This window comes from Andreesenia angusta (genome assembly GCF_001855385.1).
GTDB lineage: Bacteria > Bacillota > Clostridia > Tissierellales > Gottschalkiaceae > Andreesenia > Andreesenia angusta.
This window is the reverse complement of record NZ_MKIE01000010.1, coordinates 1-26,911: the sequence shown is the minus strand read 5'-3', so window position 1 is coordinate 26,911 and position 26,911 is coordinate 1. Positions and strand designations below refer to the sequence as shown.

The following is a 26,911-nucleotide window of genomic DNA, read 5'->3' as shown; positions in this document are numbered from 1 at the left end:
ATCTCCCTTCTAGTCCTGTCTGCTTAAATACCCCTTATGGTGGTATAATTATATTATACATATTTAATTTAAGATTGGGCGTGGAATTTTATGATTAATCAATCTATATCTTTAAACCCAAAACTAAATCAGCATTTAAAGCTCTCTCCTCTTGTGATGCAGCAGCTGAAGCTGCTACAGCTAAGCCAAGTCGAACTCCTAGAGCATATCGCAGACGAGCTGGAGCAGAACCCTCTGCTGCAAAGCGAAGGCGAGCCTGTTATGTCGGCCGAAGACTTCTCGTCTTACTTCAAAAGCTTGAACGAGATGAAGATGTCTTTCGAAAAAGACGACGAGATTACAGAGCCTTCTATCTCGTACACGCCTACGCTCTCGGAGCACCTACTCTCTCAACTTCCTTTTCTGGACATTTCAGAGCGGGAGCTAAAGTCGTGCAAGATAATAATAGGGAATCTTGACGAAAAAGGATACTTGTGCACAGACTTAGATGAGCTTTCAGAGCATTTTCATATCCCGGTCGAACTTCTCATCTCGTCACTTAAAGCCGTTCAGTCGCTTGACCCCAAGGGCGTAGGCGCAAGAAACTTAGAGGAGTGCCTATGGCTTCAGGCCGAATCTCACGGCGACTCTGCGGTTCTAAGGCGCATCATATACGACCACCTAGCCGACGTGGCGGAAAACAGGATGAAGCTTGTGTCTAAATCCCTCGGTGTGTCGCTGCAAAAACTCGACAGTCTTATACAGTTTCTCCGCTCACTGGATCCTAAACCAGGTCTTCAGTACGAGCATGCAAGCCATATCAGTACAGAGTTCATAGTCCCAGACGTATATATAGAGTTCGAAGACGATCTCCCGAAAGCCAAAATACCGGAATCGCTATCTCCAAAGCTCTCCATAAACAGCTACTATAAAAAGCTCCTAGAATCCGACTCTGATCCAAAGTCCAAGGTATACCTCACAGAAAAACTCAACCGTGCAGTCTTCCTCTTAAAGAGCATCGAGCAGAGAAAGAGCACGCTTATAGCCGTGACAGAGTCTATAGCGCTCTTTCAAAGTGATTTCCTGCAAGGCAGATCAGAGCTCTTGCCTCTGAATATGAAAGACGTGTCCGAGAAACTTGGCATTCACGAATCAACCGTGAGCAGAGCAGTCAAAGGGAAGTATGTGCACTCCCCTGCCGGTGTTTTCCCGCTCAAGTTCTTTTTCTCAAGCAAGAGATCGCCTTCAGGCGACTCCTCTTCATCGCTAAAATCACGGTTGGCCGAGCTTGTTTCTAGCGAAGACCCCAAAAAGCCCTACAGCGACCAGAAGCTAGCCGAGATACTGAACTCAGAAGGCTTCAAAACAGCCAGGCGTACAGTCTCAAAGTACAGGGAAGAGCTTAACATAAAGACCTCCTCACTTAGAAAAATACACAAATAAAAGGGCATACAACTGTATGCCCTTTAAACCAGCTTTTCTCTGAAATTTTCACTCTGTAGCGTCCTGTACCCCATGTATATTCCGCAGAGCATGTCAGTTCCCGTTATGTCCCCGAAGTTTATAAGTGCCTTAAGCTTGGACCTGTAGTCCTCTTCATCTTCCAGTGAAAAAGCACCTGAAACAACTTCGGCCACAATCTTCTGGGTCTTGCCGTATATGCTCGACTTCATTATATAGTGGCTTATCCTGTCTCTTTTGCACTCTAGCCCCAGCAGCAACTCTTCATTGAACCTGTGTACCTTCGGTGTGCTCAGCCCAAAAAATCTCCCGCCGTAGATAAGCGTGTTCATAAGCCCACACAGAAAGTCATTGGAAGAAGGAGTTATCCCAGGGCCAAGTCCCACTATCTCCCCAGAGTAATTCCATATTCCATCTATCTCCCCAGACGACATCTTGTCCATAAATTTTATCATCTTCTCAAATATCAAGGATGTGTACAGGTTGTTGTGGATCTTTATGTCCAAGTAGTTCTTGTAGCCTCCTACATACTCACCTATCTCAAATACTACAGGCGCTATCCCCTCGTGCTTTCCGTTAGAGTAGATGCAGTCCTCTATGACCTTCAAATTGCGCCCTAAGACACACTCGTCTCCAGTCCCTGTGAAGTCCTCAAATTTAATATTTATAACTTCAACATCTGAAATAGCCATCTCCAGCTTGTCGCCTATAGCCACTCTGCCAGATTCGAAAGTCACATCGTCGTTTATAGAAATCCCCTTGACCTTAAAGTTTTCAGGCTCTTCCACCACTATCGACAGGGGGCTTAGGTACTGCTCGTCTTTTACGAAGTATATCAGATTGCCGTCTGCCAAAACCGTGAACACGTCGCTCGAAATCTCCGCAACTCTTCCCCTCGCCATTCCCTTTATATCTATGTACTGCTTTAAGCTGTAGTCAATATACCTAGGTTTCATGCAATTTCCCCCAACTCTCTTGTTTATTCTTAAATACAAGTATTCTATATCTAGAAGAAAAAGTCAAGACGGGTTTGCCCGGGAAAACGTTGTAATCTAGGGATCGAGCGGGAAACCGATTTCAATCCAAATAAAATAAAGGGAGCGTTCGCTCCCTTTGATTTATTTCTGTTTTTGAACTTTTAGTCGTTCCACGTTCTTGTATTCTTCGAGTGCCTCCACTACTTTAGGTGAAAGTATCAGAAGTGCCACGAGGTTAGGGAAGATCATAAAGCCATTGAACATGTCAGCAAGCTCCCAAACCATAGCCACGTCAAGAGTAGATCCGAATATTATCATCACAAGCACAAGTATCTTGTAAGGAAGAACCCCTCTTTTACCGAAAAGGTATCTTATATTACCTTCTCCGAAGTAATACCAGCCCACTATTGTAGTCAGCGCAAAGAAGAATAGCGCCACAGCTACAAATACTGTTCCTGCATGTCCAAACGACCTCTCAAACCCTATCTGAGTAAGGGCCGCTCCAGAAGCTCCACTGTCCATAGCTCCAGAAGTCAGTATTATAAGAGCTGTAAGTGTACAGATTATCATAGTGTCAAAAGTAACTCCTACAAGTGCCACTAGCCCCTGCTCTCCAGGATGGTCAACTTTGGCAACGGCATGCGCATGAGGTGTAGAACCCATACCTGCCTCGTTAGAGAAAAGACCTCTGGCAACTCCGTATCTTATTACGTTCATGACAGTTATTCCAAGCAGTCCTCCGCCAAGCGCCTGAGGATCGAATGCACCTACAAATATATCTCTTAGCGATGGTATTATGTTTTCAGCATTCATAAATATAACTGCAAGTCCTCCAACTATATAGAGTACTGCCATAAAAGGAACCACTTTCTCTGTAAAAGAAGCTATTCCAGAAATTCCGCCTACAAGTATTCCACCTACTATAACTGCAACTATTATTCCTATTATTATCGGTGATACATCCACCACGTTTTTACTTACATCCACTATCGAGTTCGCTTGAACCATATTCCCCATAAACCCAAGCGCCAATATGATTGCTACCGCAAAGAATCCTGCCAAATATCTGTTCTTTATACCCTGGCTTATGTAATAAGCAGGTCCACCAGTTATCTGTCCGTCTACCTTGGTCTTGTAAAGCTGTCCTAGAACGGCCTCTCCGTAGTTTGTAGCCATTCCAAAGAACGCACTGACCCACATCCAGAATATAGCTCCTGGTCCTCCTGCCGCAAGTGCCGTTGCAACTCCAGCCAGATTACCCGTTCCAACCTGTGCAGCTATCGCTGTAGCCAGCGCCTGGAACGAACTCATCCCCTCTTCGTCAGCCTTGCCGCTTTTCTTTAAAGCTCCACCGAAAACCTCTTTATACGCCTTGCCCGTCATGCTCTGGACAAATTTAAGTCTTATAGTATAGAAAATTCCTGTTCCAACTAGCAGTGGTATGAGTATCGGCCCCCACATAAGGCTATTGATCTTATGCACTACATCCATCATCTTTAAAACCCCCCTGTTTTCTTATTTTCAAAATGATTTTCGTATTTAAAATTTATAACTTCCCTCGACAACACAACTCGGGACCCACCTCCTATTGACAGTTTGTTAACGTATTTTGATATAAGTCAACGTAATTATTTGTATTGTGCAAGGATTGTTTTAGATCTTAAGACATATTTACCCCGGTATTATTTATCTAAAACTTCTTTTTTATTTATTTTTTCTATTTCAGGTCTAATTATTTTCACCATTTTATCGTTTTTTTGTATATTTTACATATTGACTTTTTCGTATATTAATGATATGTAAAGTCATGTTTAACCATTGATATTTCATTAACCTATATTGCATTCTGTTAACTTTTATATCTTTTTGTTACTCTTCTATAAAGTCTTCCACATTATGATCGCGTCTTCGCCGTTGTCGTAGTATTTAGGTCTAGTTCCAACGTCCTTAAAGCCGTGCTTTTTGTAGAGGCCGATGGCCTGGACGTTGGACACTCTGACTTCCAGCGTCATAGACACAAGATTGCTCTCTCTGGCCCTGATCACCATTTCAGAGAGCAATTCGTTTCCTACACCCATTCCTCTGAACTTCGGATCAACAGCTACATTGGTCACGTGACCTTCGTCCACAACTTTCCACATGCCCATATATCCCGCCAGCTCTCCGTCTATTTCACAGACGAGATATACAGCTAGACTGTTTTCTCTAAGCTCCTTTCTGAAGGCTTCAATGCTCCAGGGCGAAGAAAAAGAGAGAGCCTCTATCTCCGCCACTCTCTCAAGGTCCCTCTCTTCCATATCTCTCACAGCTGTTCTATCCATTTTGAACCCTCGACTTTCTCTGCTGTTCAGCCTGAGACTCCCTGAGGTACTCCGGCTTCATTTCAAAGCAGCTCTCAAACTCACCTCTGTCGTGCGCTTCATAGGCAAGATTACAGAGTGCAGAGGCCCTAGGCGTGTTGAGATGCTTTTCTGCAAATACCGCCCTATCTCCAAACCTCTCCTCTATCTCGGCCCTGTATGATACGCTGCCGTCTCCAGCAAACAAGATGTCTCCGTCCATCGCCTCCAGCTTTTCAAAGAGCTCTGAAAGGCCAAAAGCCTCCTCAGCCAGAGCCTCTTCAAGCACTCTGCCGTCTCCGCTGTAGGCCGACGCAAACACCCTCTTGTTTCTGGCGTCCATCATGGGAACTACCGTACCGCTAAAGTGAATATGATTCTCTGCAATCACCTTGAGCGATGAAATCCCAACTATTTTCTTGTCAAGCGCATAGGCGAACGACTTCGCAGTCGCAACGCCTATCCTAAGTCCCGTAAACGATCCAGGCCCCTTAGATACAGCAAAGAAATCCACGTCTGCTATGTCCATCTCCATCTGCTCAAGCAGACTGTCCACCATCACCATAAGCTTCTGGGAATGGGTGTTCTTGTCGTCTATGCTGTACTCACCAAGCAGCTTCTCTCTGCTAGAAAGGGCGACAGTAGCCACAGTGGTAGAGCTGTCTATTCCAAGTACTATCATCTAATCAACTCCTCTACAAGCTTTTCATACCTGCTTCCTACAGGTACAAACTTCAGTTGTCTCTCCTCATCCCCATCTCCTCTGTATATATATATCTCCAGCTTTTCCTCAGGCAGCACGCTGTAGACTATCTCGGCCCACTCCACCACAGACACGCCGTCTGAGTAGAAGTACTCCTCGTAGCCCAGGTCGTACATCTCCTCAGGCGATTCCAGCCTGTAGACGTCGAAGTGGTAGAGCTTCAGCCTTCCCTCGTACTCGTTCACTATCGTGAAAGTAGGGCTTGTTATATGTTCCTCTATCCCAAGCCCTCTGGCTATGGCCTTTGTAAGGCTTGTCTTTCCGGCTCCAAGGTCGCCGTTCAGCGTTATAACCTCTCCACCCTTCAGCAGACACCCAAGTCTGTACCCAAAGTCCTCCATCTCGGAGAGCGAGTTTATCTCTAGCTTTTTCATACCATCACCTCTCTATGGCCATCCTGAGTCTTGTGTAGACAGGATACCCGACTATAGCTATAAGCACACCCTTTACAAAGTTGAAAGGGAATATTCCAAACACAATAAAGCTTCTGAGGTCTACAACATAGGCATTTACGCTCTTGGCCATGTCAACATAGGCCTCTAGAGGCACGCCGTAGACCTTGGCGTAGAACGGCAGCAGCACAAAGTAGTTGGCGGCTGAAGCGAATACAGACATAAGAAGCGTAGCCAGCACAAGACCTTTGACAGCAGACCCCTTGGTCCTCTTTCTCCTGTAGATCAGTGACGCCACAACTACGTATATGGATCCCACCAGAAAGTTCGCAAGCTCTCCCACGAAGAGGGTGTTGGTGCCTCTGAGCGCAATCTTCAGTATGTTCTTTAAAAGCTGAACCAGTATTCCAGCCACCGGACCCATGGCGAACGAAGCCACAAGTGACGGAAGGTCGCTTAAATCTATCTTCAGGAACTCAGGAGTGAATGGAAGCGGCAGCTCTATAAGCATTATCAAAAACGCAAGCACTGAAAGCACAGATACTTTGACCATATAGTCTACTCCCATTCTACTGTTTATCCGCTTGTTCATCCTGAACTTCCTCCTTTTGCGCCATTATGTGAACTATGACTCCGTTTATCATAGTGAGTATGTTCTTGGAGTAGATATCCCTTATGGGGTTTCCGCTGAACACAGCTATATCGGCCTCTTTTCCAACCTCAAGGCTTCCGACTCTGTCGTCTACCCTGAGTATCTCGGCGGGGTTTATAGTTATGCACTTAAGCGCCTCGTATTCATCCAGCCCCTCTTTGACCGCAAGCCCTGCGCAGATTGGAAGGTACTTTATAGGCACCTCTGGAGCGTCTGTCATTATAGCCACTTTTATGCCTCTCTTCACAAGCTCAGCCGGCGTCTTGAAGCTCAAGTTCCTCAGCTCATACTTGGACTTGTCGGTAAGTCCAGGTCCGAGCACCACAGGGTAGCCTTCCTCCGCCAGCTGGTCGGCTATAAAATGGCCCTCCGTGCAGTGTTCAAGCACTATGTCCAAGTTGAACTCCCTTGCAATCCTGATGGCGGTGAATATGTCATCAGACCTGTGTACATGTATCCTAAGCGGGATGCTTCCGTCTATCACATCAAGCATAGCCTCATACTTCATGTCAAACGACGGCTCGTCCCTGTCCTCGTCAAGCGCCCTGCTCTTTAAGTCCATGTACTCCTCCGCTTTCAGCAGCGTCTCTCTTAGAATGGCAGCTACAGCCATCCTGGTCGCTGGGGTCTTGCCGCTCTTTCCGTACACCGATATAGGGTTTTCCCCAAGCGAGACCTTTATCCCGTTTTTCTCGTCTATAGCCATGTAGTCCACCCTGTTTCCAAAGGTCTTCATCACGGCGAACTGTCCCGCCACTATGTTGGCAGACCCTGGAGCTATTCCAAGAGTAGTTATCCCGTTCTGGTATGCATCTCTGAAGCCCATGTCAAGCGGATTTATGCCGTCTATAACCCTGAGCTGGGGCGTTACAGGGTCGTTCATCTCGTTAGAGTCGTCCACAGACTTGCTTATGCCTTCCTCAGAAAGCCCCACATGGCAGTGGGCGTCTATCATCCCAGGCATTACAAAAGCCCCGCTGACGTCGAACACATCGCCTTCCTCTATCTCTATATTCTCGCCTATCTCTTTTATTATCCCGTCTTCTATAAGTATATCACCCTTCTCCACTATGCCTTTTTCGCCCATAGTGTAGAGCGTCCCGTTTTTTATAAGCATCTTGCTCATCTCGTTCACCTCGTCTTTCTCTAAATATCCTTTCTACTAAGCGCTATCCTCTGCTTTTTAAGGTCAATTTCCAGCACCTTCACCTCTATATTATCACCTACAGCGACCACGTCCATAGGGTTTTTCACATACCTGTCGGACAGCTGAGATATGTGGACAAGTCCGTCCTGTTTGACCCCGATATCCACAAAAGCTCCAAAGTCAACCACATTCCTCACAGTTCCAGTCAGCACCATCCCGGGCTTTAGGTCCTCCATCTTGAGCACATCTGTCCTAAATACAGGGGCAGGCATGTCCTCTCTTGGGTCTCTTCCAGGCTTCTTGAGCTCAGAGATTATGTCGGAAAGAGTGATCTCCCCTATCCCAAGCTCGGACGCAAGCTCTGTAACCCTGCACTCAATCGGCTCCCAGTCTACAGACTTCAGCCCTGAGTCAGACTTCTCCACAGAGAGCTTTTCAAGCAGCTTCTCCGTGGCATCGTACGACTCTGGATGGACTCCCGTGTAGTCCAATATGTTTTTCCCGCCGGAAATCCTGAGAAACCCTGCACACTGCACAAAAGTGGACTTCCCGAGCCTCTTGACCTTCAGCAGCTCGGAGCGGCTTTCAAACTTTCCATTCTCCTCCCTGTAGTCGCAGATGTTTTTCGCAACAGATGCGCTTATCCCGGATACATACCCAAGGAGCGACGAAGAGGCCGTGTTCAAGTCCACTCCTACGCTGTTTACAGAGTCCTCCACCACATTCTTAAGCGTCTCGTCCAGCTTAGACTGGTTGAGGTCATGCTGGTACTGCCCTACACCTATATGCTTGGGATCTATCTTCACAAGCTCCGCAAGCGGGTCCTGAAGTCTTCTCGCTATAGATATGGCTCCCCTTATAGACACGTCCACATCAGGGTACTCCTTCGCTCCAAGCGCAGAAGCCGAGTAGATAGAAGCCCCAGCCTCGTTTACTATCGTGTAGTATAGCTCTCTCTTCATCTCCGTGATAAGCTCCGAGACTATGGCTTCCGACTCCCTAGAGCCTGTTCCGTTTCCTATGGCTATGATGTCCACCCCGTGCTTCTCCACAAGCGATGCAAGCGTCGCCTTGGACTCCGCCACCTTGTTCTGAGGCTGCGTAGGGTAGATGGTGGTGTACTCCAGCAGCTTTCCTGTTCCGTCCACCACGGCCAGCTTACACCCTGTTCTGTAGGCAGGGTCGAACCCCATGACCACCTTGTCCTTTATAGGTGCCTGGAGTAGAAGCGGCTGAAGATTCAGCCCAAAGACCTTTATAGCCTGGGCCTCAGCAGACTCCGTAAGCTCGTTTCTGATCTCCCTCTCCACAGAAGGGAAGATAAGCCTCTTGTAGCTGTCCGCTATGCTCTCCTCTAAATACTCTCTCCCTAAGCTCTTGCTCTGCGAGACTATTCTGGCTTTTAAAAGCGGGACTATAGTCTCCTCTAAGCTGGACAGCTTTACCTTTATCACCTTTTCGGCCTCCGCCCTGTTTATAGCAAGTACCCTGTGGCTTGGAACCTTCTTTACAGGCTCGGTGTAGCTGAAGTACATCTCATAGGTAGATCTGTCCGTCTTTTTGCTCTCCTCTTCCCCGTCCTTGAGTGGTATCTCCGAAGTCTCGAGTACGCTCTCCTCGTACAGCTTCTTTCTGATTACCTCTCTGTGGGCTGGGTCGTCCGAGATCATCTCGGCCATTATGTCCATAGCTCCCGCAAGCGCCTCTTCAGCGCTGGATACGCCTTTTTCCGAGTCTATATATCCTGAAGCTATTTCCGCTATGTCTCCGCACGTCTCGGACTGCGAGAATATAAGGTCAGCAAGCGAGTCTAGACCTTTTTCCTTGGCCATAGTGGCTCTCGTCCTTCGCTTTGGCCTGTACGGCCTGTATAGGTCTTCAAGCCTCTGTATAGTCGTCGCCTTCTCTATCTCTGCCGTAAGCTCCTCTGTAAGCGAACCCTGCTCCTCTATATGTCTCTTTATCTCCTCTTTCTTGCCCTCCAGGTTTCTAAGGTACGAAAGCCTTTCGTCAAGCTCCCTAAGCGTGACGTCGTCAAGCGTTCCTGTCTGCTCTTTCCTGTACCTAGCTATAAAGGGGATAGTATTCCCCTCGTCTATAAGCTTCACCGTGTTGTTGACCTGAAAAGGCTTTAGCCTGAATTCGTCTTGAAGTTGCTTTAATATATCCATCTATTCCACCCTCTTCTCTCTAAAAAAGAGAATCCCACTAGAGACTCTCTTTTTGCTTTGCCTTGTAGCTTAAATATTCATTTATAAACTTATCTATACACCCGTCCATAACGCTGTCCGTGTTTCCGACCTCGGCGTTAGTCCTGTGGTCCTTCACCATGCTGTACGGATGGAAAACATAGGACCTTATCTGCGACCCCCAGCCTATCTGGTTGTAGTTACCCTGAAGATCCTCTATCTTTTCTTTTTGCTCCGCCTCTTTAAGGTCAACAAGCTTTGAGATAAGCATCCTCATGGCCGTGGCCTTGTTGCTGTGCTGAGACCTCTGGTTCTGGCACTGCACAACTATCCCCGTAGGAAGATGTGTTATTCTGATGGCAGAGTCAGTGGTGTTTACATGCTGTCCACCAGCCCCGCTGGCCCTGTAGGTATCTATCTTAAGATCCACAGGGTTTATCTCCACGTCCACATCGTCCCCTATTTCAGGAGAGATATCCACAGATGCAAAAGAAGTGTGCCTCTTTCCCGAAGAGTCGAAAGGAGAAATCCTGACAAGCCTGTGGACCCCTTTCTCGCTCTTCAGATAGCCGTAGGCGTTTCTGCCCTTTATAATCATAGTTACCGACTTTATGCCGCCCTCGGTGTCCTTTATATAGTCTATTATCTCTATACTGTAGTTCTTAGATTCAGCCCAACGCTTGTACATCCTAAGCAGCATCTCGGCCCAGTCCTGTGCCTCCAGCCCCCCCGCTCCGGCGTGTATCGCCATTATGGCGTTGTTGGCGTCGTACTCCCCCGAAAGGAGAGTCTTCAGCCTGAACTCGTCTACCTGCTTTTCAAGCTTCTTGAGATTGTCCTTCAGCTCGTCTATGCACGACTCGTCGTCGCAGCTCTCCGAAAGCTCCAGTATGAGCTCTGAGTCTTCCACAAGCGACTCAAGCTCCAGATACTCGTCTAGCTTCTCTTTGTACGCGTTCATCTTCTGCACAGTCTCCTGCGCCTTTGAAGAGTCGTCCCAGAAGCCTTCAGACATAGTCTCCTGCTCCAGCTTCTCTATCTCAGTTTCAAGCAATCCCTTGTCAAAGGGATTCACCTAATTCCTGCAGTTCCTTTATGAAAAAGTCTAGCTTTTCCTTGTAGCACTCTAGATTTACAATCAAAATTCCCACTCCAAACTCTTGTCTATTTTTCTCTATTCGTTTTCTCCGACTCCGCAGCATTTCTTGTACTTCTTGCCGCTTCCGCATGGGCATAGATCGTTTCTGCCGACCTTGTCTTCCACAGTCACAGTCTTTCCGCCCGAAACCTCGTCTCCATGCACTGCCATCACAGGCTCTGCAACTCTCTCTCTCTCCATCTTGTCAGATCTCTCAAGGTGGTAAAGGTTCTTTATAGTCTCTTCTTGTATGCTCTCTATCATCTCTTCAAACATGTCGAATCCTTCCACCTGGTATGCCCTCACAGGGTCTTCCTGGCCCATAGCTCTAAGCCCTATACCCTGCTTAAGCTGATCCATGGCGTCTATATGGTCCATCCATCTTGTGTCTACAACCCTAAGCAGTATCACACGCTCAAGCTCTCTTAGAGTCTCCACGCCTATCTCCTGCTCTTTCTCGTCGTATATCTCCTTGGCAGCGGCCACTAGCTTCTCTTTAAGGCTCTCTTTTGTAAGGCTGTTCACATCGTCTATCTCAGCCCTTCCCTTAAGCGGAAGCACTCCCTCCAGATAGTTCTCAAGCCCCGCAAGATCCCATTCCTCTGGATACTTTCCGTCGGCCGTATAAGTGTCTACAGCGCCGTTTATGGTGTTCTCCACCATAGAATCTATATACTCTCTCAAGTTCTCGCCTTCAAGCACCTTTCTTCTCTCTTCGTATATAACCTCTCTCTGCTTGTTCATTACGTCGTCGTACTGAAGCACGTGCTTTCTGATACTGAAGTTGTTGCCCTCTATCTTCCTCTGGGCACTCTCTATAGACCTTGAAAGCATCTTGTGCTCAAGCGGCTCGTCCTCCGGCATTCCAAGCGACTCTATAAGCCCCTGTATCCTCTCGCTTCCGAAAAGCCTCATCAAATCATCTTCAAGCGAAACAAAGAACTTGGAAGAACCCACGTCTCCCTGACGTCCGGCACGCCCTCTAAGCTGGTTGTCTATACGCCTAGTCTCATGCCTTTCAGTACCTATTATGTGGAGTCCGCCAGCTTCAAGCACCTTGGCGTTTTCCTCTGAAGTCATCTTCTTGTACTTAGCGTGAAGCTCCTTGTACTCAGCTCTAGCCGAAACTATCTCCTCGTTGTCTGTCTCAGTGCTTCCATCTACAGAAGCTATGGCCTCTTCAGAGTACCCGTTTTTCTTAAGCTCCCTCTTGGCCATAAACTCGGCATTTCCTCCAAGCATTATGTCGGTACCACGTCCGGCCATGTTTGTAGCTATAGTCACGGCTGCGTATCTACCGGCCTGAGATATTATCTCCGCCTCACGCTCGTGGTACTTGGCGTTTAGCACCTCGTGCTTTATCCCCTCGCGCTTAAGCATCTTGCTTAAGAACTCCGAAGTCTCTATTGAGATAGTACCCACAAGCACAGGCTGTCCCTTTTCGTGCTTTTCCTTTATCTCTTTTACAACGGCCTTCATCTTGCCAGCTATGTTCTTGTAGACTACGTCCGGGTAGTCAAGTCTCGCTATAGGCTTGTTTGTAGGTATCTCTATTACGTCCACCTTGTAGATGTCCCTGAACTCCTGCTCCTCCGTCTTGGCTGTACCTGTCATACCAGACAGCTTCTTGTACATCCTGAAGTAATTCTGGAAAGTCACAGTCGCAAGCGTCTTAGACTCCCTCTTAACTTCAAGCCCTTCCTTGGCCTCTATGGCCTGATGAAGTCCCTCGCTGTACCTTCTACCGTACATTATCCTTCCAGTGAACTCGTCCACTATAAGTATCTCGCCTTCAACTACAACATAGTCTATATCCCTCTTCATGATATTGTTGGCCTTTAGCGCCTGGTTTATATGGTGAAGAGTCTCCATGTTTACAGGGTCAGCAAGGTTCTCGACCGAGAAGAACTTCTCAGCCTTCTCCACCCCTACCTCTGTCAGGTTTACAGACTTGGCCTTCTCGTCCACTGTGAAGTCCACAGTCTCCATAACGTACTCCCTGTCGAAAAGCATGTCTTTCTTCTCTTTAGGGTCTATTATCCTTCCAGAAAGCTTCTTCACGAAGGCGTCGGCTATCCTATAAAGGTCTGTAGACTTGTCCCCTGCTCCAGAGATTATAAGCGGCGTTCTAGCCTCGTCTATAAGTATACTGTCCACCTCGTCCACTATGGCGAAGTTAAGGTCTCTCTGGACCATCTCTCTCTTGTATATAACCATGTTGTCCCTTAGGTAGTCGAATCCGAACTCGTTGTTTGTACCGTAAGTTATATCTGCCGCATATGCAGCCCTTCTCTCCGGACTCTTCATGTCGTTCAGTATGCAGCCCGTAGTAAGGCCTAGAAATCCGTATACCCTTCCCATAAGCTCCATGTCCCTGTGAGCCAAGTAGTCATTCACAGTCACAACGTGGACTCCCTTGCCTGAAAGCGCGTTCAAATAGACAGGAAGCGTCGCCACAAGCGTCTTACCTTCTCCTGTCTTCATCTCCGCTATCCTTCCCTGGTGAAGCACAACCCCACCTATAAGCTGAACTCTGTAGTGCTTCATCCCAAGCACCCTCCAAGCGGCCTCCCTTACAACTGCAAATGCCTCTACAAGCAGGTCGTCAAGACTCTCTCCGTCCGTATATCTCTGCTTGAACTCCGCAGTCTTCGCCTTAAGCTCCGAGTCAGAAAGAGCGCTTATCTCCCCGTCCAGCAACTCTATCTTGTCCACAATAGGCTCTATCTTCTTTATCTCTCTTTGGCTGTAACTTCCAAATACCTTTTCTATTAAAAATTTCAATCCTGTCACCCCTGAGTTCTGATTTTTCACTGTTATCCTATCATTTTATCACTATAGAGCCTCTTTCACAACCTAAAAAGACTCTTGCTTTAGGCACTTACCTTGACTCTTAGACAAAGTCATGTGCTCCAAACGAACAGTTCCATAGAATAGAGACGTAAAAAAAGCGACCCGTTTAGGTCGCCTTACATTTTCTAGTTTTGTGGTTCTATTAGTCCGTAGTGTCCGTCTTTTCTCTTGTAAACTACGTTTGTATCTCCAGTCTCTCCGTTTTGGAATACGAAGAATGCGTGTCCTAAAAGCTCCATCTGAAGTATAGCTTCTTCTTCATCCATAGGCTTTATAGGGAATTTCTTCACCTTTACAACTTTCCCCTCTTCTTCTACATCGTCTGCCGGAAGAGATGTTATATTTTCAAACCTTATAGTCTCGTCAGTGTGCTTCTTGTTCTTAAGCTTCTCTTTATGCTTTCTGATCTGTCTTTCAAGCACGTCTATAGCCTTGTCTATAGATGCGTACATATCCTCACTTGTCTCTTCTGCTCTAACTATGCTTCCTGAGAAAGGAATTGTAACCTCCACAATTTGTCTAAGCTTCTCTACATTAAGTGTTACTGTAGCATCCATCTCCTTTTGGAAATACTTATCAAGCCTCGACATCTTCTTGTCTATTGTGTCCCTTAGCGCGTCTGTTATTTCGATATTTCTACCTGTGATTGTATTTAACATAAAAAACAACTCCCTTCAGTTCTCTCTCTGATCTCTATTTTTTATTCAAAGTCTTAATAACTTTTCTTAGTAGAATGATACCCAGCCCATACGCACTAGAAACATATTTTTAATAAGTATTTAAATGCTACTTCTTTTCATTTATAAACATAGTGCCGATTTCCTCGTATCCGTAGGCCTTGTTGGCACGGATATTCTGGCGCACGCCTTTAAGGCTGCCCTTTAGCTCTACGAATTTCCGCTCCATTATGCTAGTCTTCTCGCGGTCTATATAGAGAATCTCCTGAAGTATCGACTTTATCTCCGCTTCCTTCATCTTTATCTCGTCTGTCTTTCTAGGTACAAGCGCTCTGTACTCATCGTCTATATCGTCTATCTTAGAGATATAGAGGCTCTTCTGATTAAGAACAGCCTCTATTTTAAATATATCCTCGTCGCTTTCACTTGCTGCAAGCTCTCGCTCCTGCTCGGTAAGCCGCTTCAGCTCCTCAAGGTGCTTGTACTTCTCACCAAGCAGCTCTAGCGCTCTAGACTCCGGCATTTGCACTACCTACATTCTGGACCCCGGCCGGTTTTTTGGCCTCTTCTATAGCCAGCTTCCAGTTGTCCCTCATGCCCTCTAGTATAGGCATAACTTCGTCGTCTATTATTGAAGTCTTTTTCTGTATATTAGCATCCAATAGTTTTTCAAGCACAAAAGTGTAGAGCGCCCTAAATTCCTTCGAAATCTCATAGTCCATATTGAGTGTCATGTTGAGCTCCTGCACTATAGCTTGAGCTCTGAGTATGGCCTCATTTGTCTTTTCAATGTTCTTTTCCTCCATAGCCATCTTCGCCATAAGCGAGAACTTTATAGCTCCATTGTAGAGCATAAGAGTAAGCTCCGCAGGTGTAGCTGTGTTTATGGAGTTCTGTTTGTACTGCTGATATGGATTGTTTATTGCCATCTATAAATTCATCCTTTCAATCAAAACTTTTTTAGTTTCCTCCGGTCTGTTGCATAAGCCATCCACTCTGAGCAGAAGCCTGTTGCATCGCCTTTTCCATAGCAGTAAATCTGGCATAGTAGGCGTTTTCCCTGTTAAATAGCCAAGTGTTTAAGCTATCAATCTGCTTGCTCATATCCAGCATATCCTTGTCCAGCATAGATATAGATCCCTGCTTCGACATATTGTTTCCAGTTATAAAATCTATAAGCATATTGGACTTTACGTTTCTGAAAAGGTCAGCTGAATCACCTGTTCCAGATCTATCTATGATGTTCTTCATTCCATCTATAAGGTTGTCGCTTATTCTTGTAAATATCCCTCTAGGGTCCTCTTTTGTAGTCCCTGATGAAGTCACATCAGAAGCTTCCCCATCTTTGAAAAGCATCTCAAGCACAGAATCTGCATCTGAATTAAGTGCTGCTCTAAGTTTTTCTTCATCTATGGCAAGTTTTCCACCAACCGAACCCGAAGTGTATTTTTCCGTAGTTATACCCATCTCTGAAATATGACTGAAAGTTCCAGTCGCATTCTTAAGCTTGTCATATAAACTTCCTCTTAGGCTAGAAAGAGTCCTGTTTATAGTTTCATCCCTGCTTAAAAGCCCTTTCTTGGCTCTCTCTTCCCAAAGCTCAACTTCTTTTTCAGTCATTACTTCTTTTTGTTCCTCAGTAAGTGGCTGGTAGTTTCTGTTTGCCTTCTCTCCTATGACACTTCCCATCTTCTCAACTATCTTATTGTACTCTTCCACAAAGTCCTTTATCTTGTCCATAGCGACTTGAGTGTCTGTAGCTACTGTTACAGTTACAGGCTTGCCTGCTTCGGTTACGTCCTTTGCTGTGAAGTTTACTCCGTTGAATGTGAAGTTATTGCTTGTTACAGAGGTAGCTATTCCGTTGTATTCGACTTGTCCGTCAACTCCAGTGTAAGTGCTACCATTTGCAGATAGTGTACCAGCTACGGATGCGCTTTCCACAGTGAGTCCTAGCGAGTTTATAAAAGCAGCTCCTCCGATATTGGTGCCAGTAAAATTCAGTCCAATTCCGTTTGTATCTGTGGTAATGGAAACCACACCTGCAGTTACGTTAGCTGTTATTCCATCAACTCCATTTATTTTGCCAATAATATCATCCAAACTATCTGTCGATTCTATCGTAATTTTAGGCAATTTACCATTTATCTGTATCTCTCCTGAATGACCCAGTCCCGCTGGATTAGTTGTAGCACTATAGACAGTCGTCCCGTTAGCTATATTATCTGGTAAAGCGTCTACTAAATCTATACCTAAAATATTCTTAAGAGAAATATCTCCTCCACTCGGAACATCTCCAGAGATACTTATATCCCCCCCACTGCTGTTATTAAAAGATAGCTTCCCAGTAACATAATCATAGCTAGCTGTCACTTTTGTAGTTCCTGACTCCACATTTATCAAGTCCACTATGTCCTCCATATTGTACTGCTCTTTCAATACAATATCTTTACCACCTATATTTATTGTGCCTGAGTACCCTAATCCCGTAGGGTTTAATATACTCTCTGTTTTAGTAGTAGCAGCACCAATAGTCAGCTTTCCATCTACCCCACCCATTGTAGAAAGAAAACTTCCATAAGCAGTGCTTCCTTCAATATCTACATCAACTCCACTAGTGTTCTCAAGTGAAAAATTCCCTGTCGAATAGTCATAACTTGCTTTAACATTCGCTCCAGCATTGTTTATCTTTTGCACTATCTCTGCCATACTGTCGCTCTTAGCGAGTATGACTGATGCTCCACCTATTTTTATTTCACCTGAATATCCTGGACCATAAGACTGACTGCCCCTAATAGCTCCACTCGTTACTGTCCCTGTAGCACTTATTTTTCCTTCTGTAGAGTACACTTTGCTTGCATCCAGAGTCACAGAAGTCTGATCAGTTGACTGTACTCCAAGTTTAAGGTCTGCTATTATACCAGAGCTATCACTTTCGATCTTCAGCTCTGCACTAGCTCCAACTGCATCCGTCTGCAAAAAAAATCTATCCAGAGTTGAGTCATAGCTGGCCTTTACTCCAGCACCAGATGAGTTTATCTTTTTGGCCAACGTAGAAAGCGTATCTTTTGTCTCTACAGTAACTTCTTTCCCGTTTATTTTAAAGGTCCCAGAGTAACCCAAGCCCTCTGTCGCTGCATTCTTATCTATATTTCCTATAGCACCTGTACTTGTAGCTGTAACTCCCTCAGCAAGGCTCTTAACTTCCAAGCTATGCGTCCCCGAGAAAGAGTTTGTCCCCAAAACAGTTGCCGTGACTTTCGTGTCATCCGAGCTTGTAGCTGTTTTATGCCAGCCTATACTCGACAGGCCAGTATTTATAGTAATTCCTGTAGAAGTATTTTTCGAAAGCCCCAAATTCTTTCTAGCGTTTATAAGAAAATTAGCCATCTCTTTGTTCAAATCATTGTAAAGCTGCTGCTTCCATTCAAGTTTTTGCTTGCTCTGTGAAACCTTGTCTACCTTTATTCTGTCTACACTTAGCATCTGCTTTACCATTGAATCTATATCCATACCGGACGCAAGTCCGCTTATTCTAGTTACCATAATATATCAACTCCTTTACGCTTTAACATCCACTAAAATACCTGCTACTTCTAACAAGTTCGCCATTATATCCATAAGCTTTTCCGAAGGAATCTCCCTGACAGTCTCATTTGTAGCTGTATTTACAACCTTTATCATAACCTGCTTTGTCTTTTCATGTACGGAGAACTGAACTTGGGTGTCATAAGGCTCAAGTTTATCGTTGACACCGCCTAAAAGACTCTGAAGACTTTCTAAGTCAACTTTTTCCTCTTTCGGATTATTCTCGCTCTCTTGGCTGCTCTTACTCTGTTCAACCTGAGTAGTCAACGGCCTTTCTTTTGCCTCCATCGGTCTTATTCCAGGCGTATCAAGACTTGAAGACACTCCACCAGCTATGTTCATCATCCTCACTCTCCCTAAGTTAAATTCTAGCACTCTCTATCTAAGTAATAATCCAGTAGATCCTCGAACGAAACCACTCCGACAACAACTCCATCTTCAACCACAGGAACAGAAGTCACCTTCTTGTCTCTCAGCTTTCTGTTGGCTGAGTAGACAGTTTCATCTGGAGCTATGCTCACTACATCGTTGCTCATAACCCAGTCTATAGGGCAGTCGCCTATATGCCCGGGCTCTATAAGAAACCTGTATATGTCAGCCTTTACAACCATCCCCTCAAGCTTTCCGTTTGAATCCACCACAGGCGTTCCATTCACGTCTTTTTCCTTCATAAGGTCAAGCGCATACTTGGCCGCATCCTCTAAAGTCACCGTAATAGCCGGCGAACTCATAATATCTCTGACTTTCAAAATTATCTCCCCTCTCCGCATATCTTATGCCATATCTATCGGCTTTTTTCCAGTATTTCTATAGCCCAAAAACTATTTTTGAAGCATATTCATCTTGAGTTCCCAAAGTTGCTCGGAAAGGTCCACATGGTATTTCTGCGGAAACTCGAATCTCATCATCTCATCCCAGAGCTTTGAAACTTCCCTTTCAGAGTACTCCTTTATCTCTGGAAGCGTCGGCAGCTTGTACACAAGCTCTCCGTCCTTGAAAACCTGAACCTGAAGTTCTTTCACGTAGTAGTCCTTAAGCACAGTCTTTTTCCAAGTGTGAACAGGGTCGAAAAGCACATACTCCCTACTTGTATCTATAGTCTCATTTGGCATTGTAAGAAGGTCTCCCCTTGCCTTGTCCGAATTTGTATCGTAGAACCTGTAAACCCTCTTGTATCCAGGTGTAGTCACCTTTTCCGGGTTGTCGCTCAGCTTTATTCTAGGCACTATCTCGCCCTCTTTTTCAACAGCCACTATCTTGTATACCCCTCCAAATACAGGGGATGACTTGGAAGTTATAAGGTTTTCTCCCACCCCGAAAAGATCCACCTCCGCCCCTTGACTTATTATGTCCCTTATGAGGTATTCGTCAAGCGAGCTCGAAGCCACTATCTTGCAGTCGAAAAGCCCGGCAGAGTCCAGCATCTTTCTGGCCTCCTTTGAGAGATATGCAAGGTCCCCAGAGTCTATCCTTATTCCAGACAAGCTCTTCCCCATAGGCTTCAAAACCTCGTTGTGTATCTTTATGGCGTTTGGAACTCCCGATTTCAGCGTGTTGTATGTATCCACAAGTAGAAGCGTACCGTCTGGATATGTCTCTGCATAAGCCTTGAAGGCCTCGTACTCCGTGTCAAAACTCTGCACCCAGCTGTGCGCCATAGTTCCAAGAGCAGGCACCCCGTACTCCTTTTCTGCAAGTGTACATGCTGTTCCGATGCATCCACCTATATAGGCAGCTCTGGCCCCAAGAAGTGCCCCATCATAGCCCTGCGCCCTTCTAGATCCAAACTCCATAACGCCACGGCCGTTCGCTGCCCTTACAACCCTGTTCGACTTTGTAGCTATAAGGCTCTGGTGATTTATAGTCAAAAGCACCATCGTCTCCACAAGCTGGCACTGTATTATAGGTCCCCTTATCGTAAGCAGTGGCTCGTGAGGAAATACAGGTGTGCCCTCAGGTATAGCCCATACGTCGCATGAGAACTTGAAGTTTTTAAGATAGTCCAGAAACTCCTCCGAGAAAATCCCCTTGGACCTCAAGAACTCTATGTCTTCGTCTTCAAAACAAAGATTTTGAAAGTACTCCACAAGCTGCTCAAGCCCTGCATTTATCACAAAGCCTCCAGCGTCCGGAATTTTCCTGAAAAACATGTCGAAATAAGCCACTGTGTCCGCCATTCCACTCTTCAAATATCCGTTGCCCATGGTGAGCTCGTAAAAGTCTGTAAGCATGCTTAAATTTCTCTTTATTTTCATCTTGAATCTCCTTATGTATCGTTTTTTTCATTATACCCCAATCGCACAAAAAAAATAAGAGCATGGAAATCTCCATACTCTTAATATCCTGTTATCTCGTCTTGATGCTTTATCACAAACTGATCTGAAGATGCATAGCATATCGGACAAGTCATCGGTGGCTGTTCCTCTTTTGTAGTATATCCACATGGAACACAGTACCAAACTTCATCTTTTTTAAGTTTTTCCATCTAATCACCCCTTGCTTATTCTCCAGCTGCATAAAGCCTGTCTAGCTTTTCCTGCATATCTTCAAACACAGGCAGTATGTCCACTATCTTGGCTCCAATCTCTTTTTCGTCGTCGTTCATTACCACTTCCTCAAGGTCGTTTATCACCTGTCCGAGTCTGTAGACATCCAGCGCATACTCGTTCCATATATAGTAGTCCGGTATGACATGGGCCAAGTTCTGAGTTGAATCCACTCTCTGGAAATACTCTATTATCCAGCCCATTCCCTCCAGCAGTTCATCAAGGTCCTTTATCACATCTTCATCCGGTCCCTCTTCAAACTGCCTGGCTATAAAGAGAATATTACCCTTCTCCTCTTCTATATAGTCTCTTATGCTGATTATGCTGTTCCTGATCATTTCCCGAAAAGTCATTGTCACAACTTTTATGCTCTTTATTGAATCTATCCGCTTCTCTATATACTCTCTGAAGTCTGTGTATACATCTCTTCCATCTATGACAGCATAGGCCAGGTGCCTGCCGCTCTTGTTGGATTCGCTGTATATAGTCTTCAGTATATCGTCTAGCTCCTGCTCTTCGTTTTCAAATTCATACTCTCTATCTAAAATATAGATCTTCATATATTTACACGTTCCTCGCAATCTTGTTTTCTACTCTAAACAATATTATCGCAACGAGGTTTAAACGTCAATAGAGTTTATGCTAGCTATGCTTCAGCCTGCTCGTTCTCCCAAGCATCTAGCTTCTCCATAGTCCTTGCAAGCGTCTTGTGTGAAATCTCAGGAAGCGTTCCTCCGAAAATCTCTTCCGCCTGCTTGAAGCCTTCGTTTATAGCGTCTCTAAGCAAGCCTATCTTAGACTTGTCTCCGCCTGATATGGCCTTTGCAAAGTCCACAAGCCTGTCGCTCACGCTCTCTATGCTAAGCGCTCCACCTTCGTCTATCATCTCTTGGGCTTTGACTCTAGTCTCGTCGTCTATCTCTATCTTAAGCTCTTCTCCGTTTGCCTCTGCCGTTTCAATATCCTTGAAAGTAAGCCCCTGGCGCTCTAGAAGCTGCTTTACCATCTCTCTTAAGCTACTGTGTATCTGCTCCGTCTCTGCCTTTATTCTGGCTATTGTGTTTTCATCCGGCTTGTACTCAGGTTTCTTGTAAGTCACATCCGCTACTGCTTCAGATTTTTCAAACTTATCCTTAACCAGTACCTCTTGCGATTTCTCAGCTTTTTCCCCATTCAAGCCTTTCGCCTGCTTCTGCTCTTCAAGCTTTTTCTTCATTTCCACCTGGTCGTTTCTGTATTGGTTTCCTGCTCCCTGTATTTTCAAAATAATCCCCTCCATATGTTTTTCTGTTAACCATTATATCGACATACAAGTTGCTTATCTTTAATTATCTCCACGATCTTCTGGTGCTTCTCATGCTGGAACGTCCCGAGCTTCTTCTGGACAGTTTTTGCTCCCGCTCTTCCTCTTCCTTCATCTCCTGCTGTCTAGGGCTCAACCACTGGTCTGGAGTCTTCTGGGTGGAAATTACAGCCCCGCCTTCCGCCAAAAACAGGTTTATATTCTTCATAGATACCTTGAGCTCTGTCACAAGCTCCATTATAGAGGCCTGGGGATGTAACTCTAGGTACTCCTTTATCTTATCTCCATCTGACTTCATGCCGTCATAGCATTTGTCGCAGTAGTTCTTTCCGTTTTTCGGGAAGAACCTCTCGCATTTCTTGCATATACTGTAGCTCATCACAATCCCCCGTTCAAAATATATCTACTCTTTTAATCGGCAGGTGTGGGGGAAGTTTTTAGTACTTTTGACCTAAAAGTTTAAAAATTAGTTAATCACGATTAACTTAATCATGATTAACTAATTTACGATTAACCTAATTTAAACTCGCTTTTCTCTATCGAAGATAACCTTGCCGACTCTGTTTATATGGTCAATCAAGTCCTCGTTCTGAAGCTTTTCAAATATAGACAAGTCAAAGCTATATGGCAAATACAGTTCGTCGAGCATTATCTCTAGATTGTGCAGGTCTAGAATCGTCAAGCCCTTTCCAAATAACGTAATATCTATATCAGACCCTGGTCTGTAGTTTCCTTTGGCTCTCGACCCGTAAATCACCGCTTTTTCTACTTTGTCATATCTACGAAGTACGGATAGTATTTGTTCTAAGACTCTGTCTGACAACCCATACTTCATAGCACGCGCTCCTCGTGTTTAAGCTCTTCAAGCTTATCTTCAAGCTCCATAAAAGCTTTGAAGTATATATCCGATATCATGGAGAGAATTTCATCCGCAGTGCTTTCGTCGTATGTATGGCTTGTGAGATTCCAACTCTTTATCATCTGCATCCAAGCTTCTCCATCCTCCACTATTCCAAGTGAAAAAGCAGCTCTTGCAGCGTCCCTGGAGCCATATATATCCGTATTTCCTCTACTCTCCAAAAAGTCCTTCAGCGTCTTCCAGCCCAGCTCGTGAACATATTCAAATGCCTGTATAACACCTTGCTTTTCCAAGTTCGAAAGACTTCTTTCCTTCTTTAGCTCCATTGCACTTTGAAGCTGTCTTAGCGCTTTTTGGTAGTTGCTGAAGCGTTGAATCCAGCGAACATCGCTTTTATCCATAAATTTCACCTACTTTCCTTTGAAAAAAGCCCCAGAGTTTCCTCTAGAGCTTTATGTCTATGCTTCCGCCTATATGTGGATTTACCGACATTTCCATCATCTTCGTAAGTTCAGCCGACTGATCTTTTGCCGTATCCATAGCCAACTTCATTACAGAAGCGCCAACTTCGTTTGCAAGCTTCATCTGACTGAGTCCCATTGACAACGCTGCTATATCCATATTTTCACCACCTTTCTATTTTAGTGCTTTCAATCTTACAATATCCGACCAATTGTTTGCAGTTATAAGCTCCACTGCGTTTAAATCTTTCCTCAATGACTTCACTTCGCCTTTTGTTTCAGCCACTTCATGTTTTAAATTCTCTACTTCCGCTGATATGAGCTCCGTTCTTTCATCCAATGCCCTTAGTATCTGACTATGTTCTTCTAGCCTACTATCCATCTTTTGCAATAATTCCAATATCTGCTTATCCATACCTTCCACCTCTTTCAGAAACACAACGTCCAGTATATCTATATTATAACATATCCTAGATATCCAATCCAAAACCTCAGCCGTATTTACCATGGCTTTCAACTTAGCAGACCGACTAAGGCAGATTAGATACACTACCTAGCAATTTATCCACTTCTTACTGTAGTTAATCCGCATCTTATACTCAGTATATATTTTATTTTTGTCCATCCAAATTATTTACAGTATAACATGTCGCCCTTCCTTTGCCGACCACTCTTAGTAATCTCTTTTCAACCATACCTTTTAATATAATCCTAGCTCTTCTTTCCTTTACACTACACAGTTTCATAGTCTGACTTGTCGTAACTTTGGCATTATCTTTCAAATAATTTAAAACTTTTACTTCTTGATCTGATAAGTCTATATTTTTATCGGCACTTCCCGGCACTTTATCGGCACTTCCCGGCACTTTATCGGCACTTCCCGGCAGCTCTCTATATATTTCTACGCTCACAAAATCTCCAGTCTCCTTAATTAAAGGTTCCTTTAAGCCATGCTTTATACACGAAGATTTTATCCTATTTATACCACTTCCCCACTGCTCTATATAGTTTAACTCCTTAAAAACCCTAGCAATAACTTTATTTCTGACCTCAGATCTTCCACTAATTATATCTTCCTCTGTTATTGTACTCGGGAATCCTCCTGGAGAAACTATATTTAAAATATCATCATATATTCCAACTTTTACATCCCTACCCTTATTAGCATAGTCTCTATGTACAATAGCATTCACTATTGCCTCTCTTATAGCTTCAATTGGTATTTCAAGTATATCCTTTCTTTGAAGCCCTTTAATCTCAGATTTCAGCTTAATATGACTCTTTATAAATCCCTCGATTTTATCAATTTGAGAAAACAAGTCTCCGATATATTCTTTTTTGTCTAAAAATACATCCATGCTAGTTCCCTTAAACCTACTGCATTTTACCATACAGTTCTCAAACGTCCCTAATATTATCGATAGCCCATTTGTAGCATAAACTCTGCCATTCTCTACTTTAATTAATTTTAAGTTCTTTAACTTTTCTAAATCCAAAGTCTTCCCCATATCTCTAAATCTCTTTTCAACCGGGGTTATGTCCATATCGCCAAAATCTTCATCATAGTTTATTTCCTCATCAAAACTTATTCTTCTACTCTGTCTTTCTAAGTCTAATATATTTTCAAAGCTCGCCTTTCTATTCGTTGCTCCGACTCTTATGTAAACTCCTTCGTTTTCCCCATATTTCTTCATAAAATATGGGATCAAGTTTCCCCTAAACACCTCTATAACCATTATTATTTTCCCATCAATATTTGATGTATATATCTCCGGGATAATAGTTGGATAGCAATTATCGTATATTATCGAGGCTACTTTATCTTGAATATCAAATATATCTAAATTCTTATCAATCCCGATAATCTCCCTCTTATCACTTACACCTATCAAGAGTTTTCCACCACTAGTATTAGAGAATGCAATAATAGTTTTAGCTATAGACTCATTATTTGGCATATTTTCTTTAAACTCTAGAACTTTACTCTCACCTTTTAAGATTTCTTTTGTCAGTTCCATTTTCTACCTCCGCCTTCTCCTAGTCATGTACATACCCACAGACTTATAGCTTTTTTCGCTGTTTACAGGCGACTTAAGCTCTTCAGCCAACTCTTTTTCCTCTCCCACAATAGTCAGAAACGACCCCTGGTTCTCCAAAAAAAGATTTATGTTTTTCATGGATATATTCAAGTCCAGCGACATATCCATAATCGAGGCTCCAGGATTATGCTCTATATAATCTCTTATGTACTTGCCTTCGCCATCCATAACGCCGTGGCATCTGTCGCAAAAATCCCGTCCGTTTTGCTTGAAAAATCTTTCACATCGCTTGCAAATTGAATGTCCTCCTATTCCCATATCGAATCCTCCTAAAAATTAAACTATACAGTATTATATCACTCATTGAATCTAACTTCCAATTATCCTCCAATCTCTATATAAATCAATTGTGTGCATTCCAAATCATATCATTAACATACTTAACACCTATTTATGTTATAATAATTACAGAACATATGTTTGGAGGTTTTTTATATGAATCAGATCGAGAGAAACATATTAGTTGGAAGCTTGCTAGGCGACGGCTGTCTGTCCATACATGGACGAAGTATAAACGCAAGATATCGAGAGCATGGATGTGAAAAGCAAGACGGCTACAGGAAGTGGAAAGCCAAAATGCTTAAAAATCTTGGGTTTCAATTTAGCGACAGAGGAAAGTATGGAAATGTCTACTCACCTTCAAGAGAAGAGTTTACAGATCTATACAATCTTTTCTATGTAGATGGAGTTAAAACCCTTACAGATGAAAACATCTCCCTTCTAGACCATCCAGTAGGCCTCGCTTGCCTCTATATGGATGATGGTACTCTAGTTATGGATACCTCTAGAAAAAAGAGCAGCATATACACTTTCCCCAGGATATCTATATATACTCTCTGCTTTTCAAAGCACGAAAACCAGCTATTAGCTGACCATATAGAAAAAGTCTTCAAAGTAGATTTCAAGCTAAAAAAACATCCTGACGGAAAAAACTATCTTTTGGAACTAAATAAAGCCCGCGAAGTCGTGAAATTTATAGAAATAGTCAAGCCGTATGTAAACGAAGTCGACTGCATGAAATACAAAGTAACCCTAGAAGCCAGACTAGAGGCTAAGCTTTTAGACCTTAAGCGCTCGCACCCAGACAAATCCATCACAAAGTCTTCTCTCAGCCCTATTGATAAAACCTACTCAGCTGAAGATGAAGAGCTTATAATCTCGATGAAGCAATCTGGCTGCACAGACAAGGAAATAGCCTACGCTCTTGGCCGAAGCTACTGGGGGCTTGTGGACAAAATCAGGAGGATGAAAAAAGAGGGCAAAATGCCTTAGTTTCTCATCCCCCCCTATCTAATCTTAATAATTCTCTTTAATACTCTTCTTTTCAAGGCTATTCAAAGTCCTAAGAAGAGTCATGATGGATCGTTCAGTTAGTCAATAAATGTCGCAAATTTTATGCTTAATTATCCGACATTATATAGTCTTCTTTTTTCATAAGTGGCTTTCTTGATAGCCGATCTTCTTTCAAGAATCAGGATATCTCTACCC

29 protein-coding genes are annotated in these 26,911 nt (G+C 44.1%); 2 read left to right on the top strand and 27 right to left on the bottom strand.

The features are described 5' to 3' along the window. Positions 1-90: 90 nt before the first annotated feature. Entirely contained in the window at positions 91-1,422 is a 1,332-nt protein-coding gene (gene rpoN / locus EUAN_RS09960; RefSeq protein ID WP_071064201.1) for an RNA polymerase factor sigma-54, read from the top strand. Positions 1,423-1,445: 23 nt separating this feature from the next. On the opposite strand, the gene EUAN_RS09955 is transcribed toward rpoN, so the two are convergent. The 27 genes from EUAN_RS09955 to EUAN_RS09835 all read right to left on the bottom strand — a co-directional run bounded on the left by EUAN_RS09955 (position 1,446) and on the right by EUAN_RS09835 (position 25,681). Beyond that, positions 1,446-2,396 carry an oxamate carbamoyltransferase subunit AllH family protein gene (locus tag EUAN_RS09955; RefSeq protein ID WP_071064199.1) on the bottom strand — a complete coding sequence of 317 codons (951 nt, stop codon included), beginning with the start codon at positions 2,394-2,396 and terminating at the stop codon, positions 1,446-1,448. A 162-nt stretch (positions 2,397-2,558) separates the two neighbouring features. Next, positions 2,559-3,911 carry an alanine/glycine:cation symporter family protein gene (locus EUAN_RS09950; RefSeq protein WP_071064197.1) on the bottom strand — a complete coding sequence of 451 codons (1,353 nt, stop codon included), beginning with the start codon at positions 3,909-3,911 and terminating at the stop codon, positions 2,559-2,561. Between the two features lie 383 nt (positions 3,912-4,294). Further along, positions 4,295-4,738 (bottom strand): ribosomal protein S18-alanine N-acetyltransferase, encoded by a 444-nt coding sequence (rimI, locus tag EUAN_RS09945; protein ID WP_071064195.1) that lies wholly within the window; start codon positions 4,736-4,738, stop codon positions 4,295-4,297. After that, positions 4,731-5,438, bottom strand: coding sequence for a tRNA (adenosine(37)-N6)-threonylcarbamoyltransferase complex dimerization subunit type 1 TsaB (gene tsaB, locus EUAN_RS09940; RefSeq protein ID WP_071064193.1), 708 nt, complete (start codon positions 5,436-5,438; stop codon positions 4,731-4,733). The genes rimI and tsaB overlap by 8 nt, the downstream gene beginning before the upstream one ends. Further along, on the bottom strand, positions 5,435-5,893 hold the full coding sequence (tsaE, locus tag EUAN_RS09935; RefSeq protein ID WP_071064191.1) for a tRNA (adenosine(37)-N6)-threonylcarbamoyltransferase complex ATPase subunit type 1 TsaE: 459 nt from the start codon (positions 5,891-5,893) through the stop codon (positions 5,435-5,437). The genes tsaB and tsaE overlap by 4 nt, the downstream gene beginning before the upstream one ends. 4 nt (positions 5,894-5,897) lie before the next feature. Next, entirely contained in the window at positions 5,898-6,503 is a 606-nt protein-coding gene (locus tag EUAN_RS09930; protein WP_071064190.1) for an ECF transporter S component, read from the bottom strand. Further along, positions 6,481-7,689 (bottom strand): amidohydrolase, encoded by a 1,209-nt coding sequence (locus tag EUAN_RS09925; protein WP_245674485.1) that lies wholly within the window; start codon positions 7,687-7,689, stop codon positions 6,481-6,483. The genes EUAN_RS09930 and EUAN_RS09925 overlap by 23 nt, the downstream gene beginning before the upstream one ends. A gap of 20 nt (positions 7,690-7,709) precedes the next feature. Next, a complete protein-coding gene (locus tag EUAN_RS09920; protein WP_071064188.1) occupies positions 7,710-9,881 on the bottom strand; it encodes a Tex family protein in 2,172 nt (723 codons plus the stop codon). Positions 9,882-9,918: 37 nt separating this feature from the next. Further along, positions 9,919-11,038, bottom strand: a protein-coding gene (prfB, locus tag EUAN_RS09915; RefSeq protein WP_245674487.1) for a peptide chain release factor 2 whose coding sequence is annotated in 2 segments (ribosomal slippage) — positions 9,919-10,962 and positions 10,964-11,038 — 1,119 coding nt in all. Because the reading frame shifts where the segments join, the coding sequence is not laid out codon by codon here. 35 nt (positions 11,039-11,073) lie between these two features. Next, entirely contained in the window at positions 11,074-13,821 is a 2,748-nt protein-coding gene (gene secA / locus EUAN_RS09910; protein WP_071064186.1) for a preprotein translocase subunit SecA, read from the bottom strand. A gap of 194 nt (positions 13,822-14,015) precedes the next feature. After that, entirely contained in the window at positions 14,016-14,549 is a 534-nt protein-coding gene (hpf, locus tag EUAN_RS09905; RefSeq protein ID WP_071064184.1) for a ribosome hibernation-promoting factor, HPF/YfiA family, read from the bottom strand. Between the two features lie 127 nt (positions 14,550-14,676). Next, the gene (locus EUAN_RS09900) at positions 14,677-15,090 is read right to left on the bottom strand and encodes a hypothetical protein (protein ID WP_071064182.1); all 414 of its coding nucleotides are present in this window, start codon (positions 15,088-15,090) and stop codon (positions 14,677-14,679) included. After that, entirely contained in the window at positions 15,077-15,496 is a 420-nt protein-coding gene (gene fliS, locus EUAN_RS09895; protein WP_071064180.1) for a flagellar export chaperone FliS, read from the bottom strand. The genes EUAN_RS09900 and fliS overlap by 14 nt, the downstream gene beginning before the upstream one ends. A 31-nt stretch (positions 15,497-15,527) precedes the next feature. Then, on the bottom strand, positions 15,528-18,113 hold the full coding sequence (gene fliD, locus EUAN_RS09890) for a flagellar filament capping protein FliD (protein WP_071064178.1): 2,586 nt from the start codon (positions 18,111-18,113) through the stop codon (positions 15,528-15,530). Positions 18,114-18,128: 15 nt separating this feature from the next. Beyond that, positions 18,129-18,500 (bottom strand): flagellar protein FlaG, encoded by a 372-nt coding sequence (locus tag EUAN_RS09885; protein ID WP_084655893.1) that lies wholly within the window; start codon positions 18,498-18,500, stop codon positions 18,129-18,131. Between the two features lie 23 nt (positions 18,501-18,523). Beyond that, positions 18,524-18,886, bottom strand: a complete 363-nt coding sequence (locus EUAN_RS09880; RefSeq protein WP_097678078.1) for a CBS domain-containing protein — start codon at positions 18,884-18,886, stop codon at positions 18,524-18,526. A gap of 90 nt (positions 18,887-18,976) precedes the next feature. Next, positions 18,977-20,410, bottom strand: coding sequence for a nicotinate phosphoribosyltransferase (locus EUAN_RS09875; protein ID WP_071064174.1), 1,434 nt, complete (start codon positions 20,408-20,410; stop codon positions 18,977-18,979). Between the two features lie 80 nt (positions 20,411-20,490). After that, positions 20,491-20,640, bottom strand: a complete 150-nt coding sequence (locus EUAN_RS12700) for a rubredoxin-like domain-containing protein (protein ID WP_169817378.1) — start codon at positions 20,638-20,640, stop codon at positions 20,491-20,493. A gap of 15 nt (positions 20,641-20,655) precedes the next feature. After that, on the bottom strand, positions 20,656-21,261 hold the full coding sequence (locus EUAN_RS09870; protein ID WP_071064172.1) for a hypothetical protein: 606 nt from the start codon (positions 21,259-21,261) through the stop codon (positions 20,656-20,658). Between the two features lie 86 nt (positions 21,262-21,347). Next, the gene (locus tag EUAN_RS09865; protein ID WP_071064170.1) at positions 21,348-21,965 is read right to left on the bottom strand and encodes a hypothetical protein; all 618 of its coding nucleotides are present in this window, start codon (positions 21,963-21,965) and stop codon (positions 21,348-21,350) included. 64 nt (positions 21,966-22,029) lie between these two features. Then, entirely contained in the window at positions 22,030-22,383 is a 354-nt protein-coding gene (locus EUAN_RS09860) for a hypothetical protein (RefSeq protein ID WP_071064168.1), read from the bottom strand. Positions 22,384-22,524: 141 nt separating this feature from the next. After that, positions 22,525-22,839, bottom strand: a complete 315-nt coding sequence (locus tag EUAN_RS09855; protein ID WP_071064166.1) for a nucleotidyltransferase domain-containing protein — start codon at positions 22,837-22,839, stop codon at positions 22,525-22,527. Next, positions 22,836-23,264, bottom strand: a complete 429-nt coding sequence (locus tag EUAN_RS09850) for a nucleotidyltransferase substrate binding protein (protein ID WP_071064165.1) — start codon at positions 23,262-23,264, stop codon at positions 22,836-22,838. The genes EUAN_RS09855 and EUAN_RS09850 overlap by 4 nt, the downstream gene beginning before the upstream one ends. 43 nt (positions 23,265-23,307) lie before the next feature. Continuing rightward, positions 23,308-23,484 (bottom strand): YjfB family protein, encoded by a 177-nt coding sequence (locus EUAN_RS12275; protein WP_084655891.1) that lies wholly within the window; start codon positions 23,482-23,484, stop codon positions 23,308-23,310. A 15-nt stretch (positions 23,485-23,499) separates the two neighbouring features. Then, positions 23,500-23,739, bottom strand: coding sequence for a hypothetical protein (locus EUAN_RS09845; protein ID WP_071064164.1), 240 nt, complete (start codon positions 23,737-23,739; stop codon positions 23,500-23,502). A 196-nt stretch (positions 23,740-23,935) separates the two neighbouring features. Further along, positions 23,936-25,342, bottom strand: coding sequence for an RNA-binding domain-containing protein (locus tag EUAN_RS09840; protein WP_071064163.1), 1,407 nt, complete (start codon positions 25,340-25,342; stop codon positions 23,936-23,938). A 3-nt stretch (positions 25,343-25,345) separates the two neighbouring features. After that, positions 25,346-25,681, bottom strand: a complete 336-nt coding sequence (locus tag EUAN_RS09835; RefSeq protein ID WP_071064162.1) for a hypothetical protein — start codon at positions 25,679-25,681, stop codon at positions 25,346-25,348. Between the two features lie 177 nt (positions 25,682-25,858). On the opposite strand from EUAN_RS09835, the gene EUAN_RS09830 reads away from it, so the two are divergent. After that, a complete protein-coding gene (locus tag EUAN_RS09830; RefSeq protein WP_071064161.1) occupies positions 25,859-26,695 on the top strand; it encodes a hypothetical protein in 837 nt (278 codons plus the stop codon). The last annotated feature ends 216 nt before the right edge of the window (positions 26,696-26,911 follow it).

Coding starts and splice junctions, on each gene's coding strand:
- EUAN_RS09840 (WP_071064163.1), bottom strand. CDS start 25,342: ATGGAACTGACAAAAGAAATCTTAAAAGGTGAGAGTAAAGTTCTAGAG.
- hpf (WP_071064184.1), bottom strand. CDS start 14,549: ATGTTAAATACAATCACAGGTAGAAATATCGAAATAACAGACGCGCTA.
- EUAN_RS09860 (WP_071064168.1), bottom strand. CDS start 22,383: ATGAGCTACAGTATATGCAAGAAATGCGAGAGGTTCTTCCCGAAAAAC.
- EUAN_RS09950 (WP_071064197.1), bottom strand. CDS start 3,911: ATGATGGATGTAGTGCATAAGATCAATAGCCTTATGTGGGGGCCGATA.
- EUAN_RS12275 (WP_084655891.1), bottom strand. CDS start 23,484: ATGGATATAGCAGCGTTGTCAATGGGACTCAGTCAGATGAAGCTTGCA.
- EUAN_RS09920 (WP_071064188.1), bottom strand. CDS start 9,881: ATGGATATATTAAAGCAACTTCAAGACGAATTCAGGCTAAAGCCTTTT.
- EUAN_RS09875 (WP_071064174.1), bottom strand. CDS start 20,410: ATGAAAATAAAGAGAAATTTAAGCATGCTTACAGACTTTTACGAGCTC.
- EUAN_RS09855 (WP_071064166.1), bottom strand. CDS start 22,839: ATGAAGTATGGGTTGTCAGACAGAGTCTTAGAACAAATACTATCCGTA.
- fliD (WP_071064178.1), bottom strand. CDS start 18,113: ATGGTAACTAGAATAAGCGGACTTGCGTCCGGTATGGATATAGATTCA.
- EUAN_RS09830 (WP_071064161.1), top strand. CDS start 25,859: ATGAATCAGATCGAGAGAAACATATTAGTTGGAAGCTTGCTAGGCGAC.
- EUAN_RS09845 (WP_071064164.1), bottom strand. CDS start 23,739: ATGGATAAGCAGATATTGGAATTATTGCAAAAGATGGATAGTAGGCTA.
- EUAN_RS09835 (WP_071064162.1), bottom strand. CDS start 25,681: ATGGGAATAGGAGGACATTCAATTTGCAAGCGATGTGAAAGATTTTTC.
- fliS (WP_071064180.1), bottom strand. CDS start 15,496: ATGGCAATAAACAATCCATATCAGCAGTACAAACAGAACTCCATAAAC.
- EUAN_RS12700 (WP_169817378.1), bottom strand. CDS start 20,640: ATGGAAAAACTTAAAAAAGATGAAGTTTGGTACTGTGTTCCATGTGGA.
- EUAN_RS09900 (WP_071064182.1), bottom strand. CDS start 15,090: ATGCCGGAGTCTAGAGCGCTAGAGCTGCTTGGTGAGAAGTACAAGCAC.
- EUAN_RS09885 (WP_084655893.1), bottom strand. CDS start 18,500: ATGATGAACATAGCTGGTGGAGTGTCTTCAAGTCTTGATACGCCTGGA.
- EUAN_RS09955 (WP_071064199.1), bottom strand. CDS start 2,396: ATGAAACCTAGGTATATTGACTACAGCTTAAAGCAGTACATAGATATA.
- EUAN_RS09850 (WP_071064165.1), bottom strand. CDS start 23,264: ATGGATAAAAGCGATGTTCGCTGGATTCAACGCTTCAGCAACTACCAA.
- rimI (WP_071064195.1), bottom strand. CDS start 4,738: ATGGATAGAACAGCTGTGAGAGATATGGAAGAGAGGGACCTTGAGAGA.
- rpoN (WP_071064201.1), top strand. CDS start 91: ATGATTAATCAATCTATATCTTTAAACCCAAAACTAAATCAGCATTTA.
- EUAN_RS09880 (WP_097678078.1), bottom strand. CDS start 18,886: ATGAGTTCGCCGGCTATTACGGTGACTTTAGAGGATGCGGCCAAGTAT.
- EUAN_RS09925 (WP_245674485.1), bottom strand. CDS start 7,689: ATGAGCAAGATGCTTATAAAAAACGGGACGCTCTACACTATGGGCGAA.
- tsaB (WP_071064193.1), bottom strand. CDS start 5,438: ATGATAGTACTTGGAATAGACAGCTCTACCACTGTGGCTACTGTCGCC.
- EUAN_RS09930 (WP_071064190.1), bottom strand. CDS start 6,503: ATGAACAAGCGGATAAACAGTAGAATGGGAGTAGACTATATGGTCAAA.
- tsaE (WP_071064191.1), bottom strand. CDS start 5,893: ATGAAAAAGCTAGAGATAAACTCGCTCTCCGAGATGGAGGACTTTGGG.
- EUAN_RS09870 (WP_071064172.1), bottom strand. CDS start 21,261: ATGAAGATCTATATTTTAGATAGAGAGTATGAATTTGAAAACGAAGAG.